A 5,807-nucleotide genomic window follows, 5' to 3' on the forward strand; every position below is an offset into this window, starting at 1 on the left:
TGATCTGTAAACAGGTGATCAAGCAACAGGTAATCTGCAAACGTCGCGTCAAGCGGAATGCGGAGTCATGGGGGACGCAGACTTCCACTCGGTCGTGCCCGCGCGGGTACGCCGACCGCCGTTGCGCGGTATCCGCCGACCGCGTCTCACCGACATGCTGGGCGACGCCGCAGGCTACCGGTTGGCGCTGGTCGTCGCGCCGGCCGGCGCGGGCAAGACGACACTTCTCACCGATGTCGCGCAGAGACATGACGGCCCTGTCGCCTGGCTGACACTGGACACCCGACTCGACGAGGTCGAGCCCTTCCTGGCCCATCTGCGCACCGCCGTCGACGACGTCGTGCGGGCCGGCTTCAGTGAATGGGCCACGATGGAGCGGGCACTGGCCGAGCTGGAGGCCCGACTCAACGACCCGCTCCTGCTTGTTCTCGACGACCTGCATACCATCGACGGGAATACCGTTGACGGGAATACCGTCGAAAACTGTCTTCAATTACTCCTCGACTACCTCCCGAGGAATCTGGTTCTGCTCGTCGCGTCCCGGGTGCGGCCGGCGCTGAGCATGGACCGGCTCCGCCTGGCCGGCCAGGTACGCGAGGTCGATGCGGACGAGCTGCGGTTTCGCACGTGGGAGGTCGAGGAGCTGTTCCATAACTGCCACGGCGTCCGGTTACGGCCTGAGGAGGTCGCGGCGCTGGCCCGCAGCACCGGGGGTTGGGCCGCCGGTCTGCAACTGTTTCATCTCGCGACACAGGGAAGGCCCGCCTCGGAACGGGCCAAGCTGTTGGCCGGGCTCGGCGGGACCCGACTGACCAGGGAATACCTGACAACGCACGTGCTCAACGCGGTCAGCGCGGACGACCGTGACTTCCTCGTGCAGACCAGCGCCTTCGACCGGCTCACCGGGCAGCGCTGCGACGTCCTGCTCGAACGGACCGACAGCGCGAACCGCCTGGCAGACCTGGAGCGGCGCGGGCTGTTCACCTTCGTCGAAGGGGATGGCCGTACCTACCGTTACCACGAGGTGCTACGGGTCCATCTCCTGGAGCGGCTCGTGATCGACCATGGCGAAGCCGCGGCGCGCGCTGTCCACCGCAAGGCGGCGCAGCTGTGCGAAGCCGACGGCGCGCTCGGTGACGCGGTGCGTGCCTTCTGCCGCAGCGCCGACTGGGACCAGGTGCACCGCCTGGTCGGTCAGCAGGGCCGGTCCCTCGTCGACGAACCCACCGGATGGGCCGACCTGCTGCCCCCCTCGATCCGCGACCACGACCCCTGGGTACTACTCGCGCTCGCCCGTCGTCTGGTCGCCGAAGGATCCCTGGACGCCGCGCTGGACACCTACCGGGAAGCGGGCCGGAGGTTCGGCGTCGAGCCACCGGTGCAGGTCGGACGCGAAGCGAGCGCCCTGCACGAGTGGCTCAATCCCGCTCCCCGCCGCGCGGCATCATGGTTGCACGTCATGCGCGCCGCGTTCGACGATCCCTCCGCTCACATCCACGGTCCGGCGGACACCCCGCAGCTGCGCCTCGCCCGGGCTGTCGCAGCCCTCGTCGCCGGGGACATCGCCACCGCGAGGCAACGCTTCGAGCACCTCGTCCACGCGGGCGACACCGCCCTGATGATCGAGGCGGCCGCCCTGCTGGGCCGGGCGATCTGTGCGGTGTTCGGCAACGAACCCGACGCACGCATGACCGCGAACGATGCGGTGTGGGCCGCGGAGGCGGTGGACTCACCGCAGCTGTTCCGCCTCTGCGCCGGGGTGGCTGCGATGGCCGTCGACGCGACCCCACATGTGGAGCATCTGCGCGAAAGCTGCCGCCGCAGCAACGACCGGTGGGGCGCGGCGCTGCTGACCCTGCTCGCGGGCCTCACCGGACTCGCGGAGCCCAACGCCCGACTGGCCGCGCACACGCTGCTGGTCGCAGCCGAACGCGAATGCGCCGACCTGGATGCCACAGCACTGGTCGCCTGGGCGAACGCCGGTCTCCTGGTGGCCCTGCGGTCGTCGGGCCAACCCGTCGACAGCTCGCGTGCCCGGGCGGTGCTGCGCACGGCAACGGCGATCGGCCCGCTGCCCCACGCGCTCGCCCTCATCGGGTCGGCCGGTCCGCACGCGGTCGCGGTCACGCTCGCCACGAATGCCGGGGCAGGAGCGTGGCTGCGGCTCCTGGTGGCCGACCCCGATTCCCCCGATGGCGTGACAGGGCCGGCCGTGACAGGGCCGGCCGCGACAGCGCACCCGCCGGTGCCGCGCCTTGTCGTTCGCTGTCTCGGCGGTCTCGCGCTCGAGCTCGACGGTCGGACGGTTGACCTCAGCGCCGTTCAGCCACGCAACCTGGAGCTACTCGGTCTACTCGCGGTGAACGCCAACCGCCTCCTGCCGCGCGACCGGCTGATGGATGCGATCTGGCCCGACGCCGGACCGGCACAGGCCGGCCACAGCCTTCAAGTGGCGATCAGCGCGATCAGGCGGTTACTGGAACCCGACACGCCCCGGAGTCAGCGCGGTCTGCTGCGCCGGGTCGCCAGCAGCTACCGTCTGGTCCTGCACGACGACGGCGACCTCGACATCCACCGGGTCAGGCTTGGACTGCGGCGGGCGGCATCGGTCCGGCGGGGCCGGGATGACGGTCCCGATCCCACAACCGAATACCAGCACCTGATCGACGCCGTCGACCTCTACACCGGCGATGTGCTACCCGAGTACGACCTGCCCGATCTGATCGTCGAGGAGCGCACCCTGCTGCGGGATGCGGTCGCCGGTGCCTGCGAACGCGCCGCGGAGATCGCTTCTGGTGACCGACGCCATGCTGACGCCGTGCGCCTGGCCGAACGCGGCCTGGAGATCGACCTTCACCGGGACGGGCTGTGGCATCTGCTCATGGCGGCGCTGCGCGGGGATGGGCACCATGCCGCCGCGACCAGCGCGCAGACGCGCTATGCGGCGGTCCTCACCGATCTCGGCATCGTCCCACCAGGCCTCGTCCAACCCCCTCACCGCGCGTGATCAGGAACGTAGATGCTCCACCCGGTGCGGCACGTGCGCCGGCTTCGCGGACGCAACCGCCGCGCCGACGGCGGCCAGGTCGGTGCCCGGCGGTACCCGCACCACCAGGAGTGGCTCCGGGCGCCCGGGCAGCGCGCCGTGCGGCCGTGGGGAAAAGCTGACCCCACCGTTGTCGAACACCTCCGCCTCCACGCCGGCGGCTGCCCGCACCGCGGCGACGATCCCGCGCAGAGTGCCCCGCCACCGTCGTGCCTCGGCCGCGGCGGCGACAACCGTTCGTGACCATTCGGGCGACCACCCGCCGTCGATGCCGACGGCCAGCCAGCCGGCGAGCCACGGCAGAAAGTCCGCGGGCGTCAACGCCGGGTCGAGATAGGCGTCGAAGTTGTCCACGGTCGCCAGGATGGGCGCGAGCACGTCGTCGAAGGCGGCCAGCATGCCGTCGATAACGCCGGGTTCCAGCAGGACATCGGGCTTGCGCAGCACCTCGGGAAGCCCGCCGCGCAGCGGAAAGGGAGTTCCCAGCCCCTCGATGGCTCCGCGCATCGCCGGCCCTCAGTCCCGCATCATCAGGTCGACCTGATGGTCAAAGCTGAAGACCAGACTGGTCGGCGGCAGATCGATCCGCTCGACCGGGTCCAGGCGCGCGCCGGTCAGCGGGTTGCGCTGGAACAACACCACCTCGTCGACAAACCCCAGCTCGGGCACCGCGCGCAGGACCCCGAAAATGTCACCGACGTGCACCGAACGCCCGAACGGCCAGCCGGTGCCGGCGGGACCGCCGGTGATCGGATGCAGGTACCGGTACAGCGCACGCAGCGCGGCCCGTTCGGCGGCGTCGGGTGTCACCAGGTGCGCCGGGGCGACCCGGGCGACGACGGAGGTCCCCACGTAGGTCGGCGGCTCCACGCTGACCCGGGCGCCGACGACACGGCGGTCGTCCAGATAGCTCCGGATCGCCGCGCCCGTCCGCTCGGGTACGACGAGCTGTGTGAGTGCGAGCCGCCCGTCAGCGTCCGACGGTGCCCGCGGGACGAGCAGTACCCGCACCGCGCCGCCGTCCCGGCCGCTGGTCTCCACGACGCACCGGACCCGGGCGATCTCGGGTGCCGCCTCCCGGGCGAGTACCTCGAAGTCCGCTGCCGTCACAGCACGGTCGCGGGAGCGCAGGACCAGCGGGCCGCGGGTACGTGCCTCGTCCACGCTCTCGCCGTCGACGCCGCCGGTGGCGGGTCGGCGGTTGTAGACGGCGGAGACATAGGGAATCGACGACCGCAGCATCACCAGCGCCCGCGCGGTGACGTTGCCCTGGCGACCGCCACCTGTCCGGAACGGCCGGACGCGGATCACCGCATCCTTGGGGGGCACGGCCCCGTACTGGCGCACGGTGGCGTCGGCAAGGCGCACCATGGGTCCGAAGCGGACCTCCCCACTGGTCGCATCCAGGGTGACGTGCCGGTCGGTCGGACCGCTGTCGGCGAACGACGCCACCCGCTGCCACGCCTGCCAGCCGGTCGGGCTGGTCGGGCTGGTCGGACTGGTCGTGTCGTCCCGACGGGGGTCACCGGCACTGACCTCGATCACGACCGGTTCGGACGTGGTGAGCACCGGCGCATGCGGAAGCCGGAACGACTGGCCGGCGACCCCCTCCGAACGACCCAGCACCTGGCCGGCGACAAGCGCGCCCTGGACGGCGTCGACGTCGCCGCCGACCGTTGCGCCGGTGACCGACACGATGCGGGGTGACTCACGGTAGGGCTTCACTCCCCTGCGCAGGTCGTCATCTGACAGCTCGATCACGCGGCAGCGCACCCATGCCGAGGATCGACCGCCGACGCTGCGCGTGGCGTGGGTGCGCGGCAGGTGCAGCTCCACGACCCCGGTTGTGTTCAGACCGTTGGTGGTGTCCTGCTCGACGTCGCACGGGCACCACGCATCGCCGTCCCACGCCTCCCAGGCCAGCGGTGGTCGCCGCGGATCGATTCCGTGGCCGGCGACCTCACAGGTGAAACGCAGCAGCACGATGGTGGCCGGAGCCGTCCGGTCGAATCCGAGGTAGAGGGCGTCACCCGGTTTGGGACGCGGGTCGAAGCACGCAAAGCCATTGCCACGACCGAGCATGGACGTATGATCACGCAAGGAGTCGGGTTCCACCATGGACGCGACCACGACCGACCTCGCCGGCACGATCGCCAGATCGTCGACCGTGGTGAAGTCGACCGCCGGCTCGGCCGCGGTACGCCGGGTGGAGACCACCGTCCCGCGTGCTATGCCCACGGACGACTCCTGCTGTGCGGCAAGGCGGAACGACACCTCGGCGCGCGCCGCGACCGGTGGGAACAGCCCGACGCCCAGCAGGTCGAGAAACTTCACGTAGTTCCGGTCCGGTACCCGGTTGAGCCGGTAGAGCAGCAGGTCGGTCATCCACGCGAATGTCTCGATCAGAGTCACACCGGGATCGCTGACGTTGTGGTTCGTCCAGTCCGGGCAGCGGTCCCGGATGAACCGTTTGGCGTCGTCGACGAGCTGCTGAAACGTGCGGTCGTCGAGGTTCGGGGCAGGCAGACTCACCGTGGACTCACTCCTGGTCGGGGATCACATAGAACGGGACGACCAGGTTGCGCCGGTCGTAGCGACCCCGCAGGCGGTAGCTGATGTCGATCCACAGCGTCGAGGAAGCCTGGTCGGGCGTGACATCGACGTCCTGGACGTCCACCCGCGGCTCCCAGCGACGCAGCGCGGTGAGGACCTCATAGGCGAGCAACCCGGCGGTGGTCGCGTCCGCCGGGGCGAAGGTGTA

General features: G+C 70.5%; 4 protein-coding genes. 1 reads left to right on the forward strand and 3 read right to left on the reverse strand.

All coding sequences use genetic code 11. The annotated features are described in order from the left end of the window. Positions 1-67 precede the first annotated feature (67 nt). A complete protein-coding gene (locus U9980_RS20340; protein ID WP_322769376.1) occupies positions 68-3,007 on the forward strand; it encodes a BTAD domain-containing putative transcriptional regulator in 2,940 nt (979 codons plus the stop codon). Here the strand turns inward: U9980_RS20340 and U9980_RS20345 are convergent, their stop codons facing one another. From U9980_RS20345 to U9980_RS20355, 3 genes are all read right to left on the reverse strand, one after another. After that, on the reverse strand, positions 3,008-3,553 hold the full coding sequence (locus U9980_RS20345) for a phage tail protein (protein WP_322769377.1): 546 nt from the start codon (positions 3,551-3,553) through the stop codon (positions 3,008-3,010). Positions 3,554-3,562: 9 nt separating this feature from the next. Continuing rightward, positions 3,563-5,578 carry a putative baseplate assembly protein gene (locus U9980_RS20350; RefSeq protein ID WP_322769378.1) on the reverse strand — a complete coding sequence of 672 codons (2,016 nt, stop codon included), beginning with the start codon at positions 5,576-5,578 and terminating at the stop codon, positions 3,563-3,565. A 7-nt stretch (positions 5,579-5,585) separates the two neighbouring features. Further along, positions 5,586-5,807 (reverse strand): GPW/gp25 family protein (locus U9980_RS20355; protein WP_322769379.1); only part of this gene is annotated, 222 nt, incomplete at its 5' end.

Source organism: Protofrankia sp. Cr1 (assembly GCF_963555865.1).
Taxonomy (GTDB): Bacteria; Actinomycetota; Actinomycetes; order Frankiales; family Frankiaceae; genus Protofrankia.

Coding starts and splice junctions, on each gene's coding strand:
- U9980_RS20340 (WP_322769376.1), top strand. CDS start 68: ATGGGGGACGCAGACTTCCACTCGGTCGTGCCCGCGCGGGTACGCCGA.
- U9980_RS20345 (WP_322769377.1), bottom strand. CDS start 3,553: ATGCGCGGAGCCATCGAGGGGCTGGGAACTCCCTTTCCGCTGCGCGGC.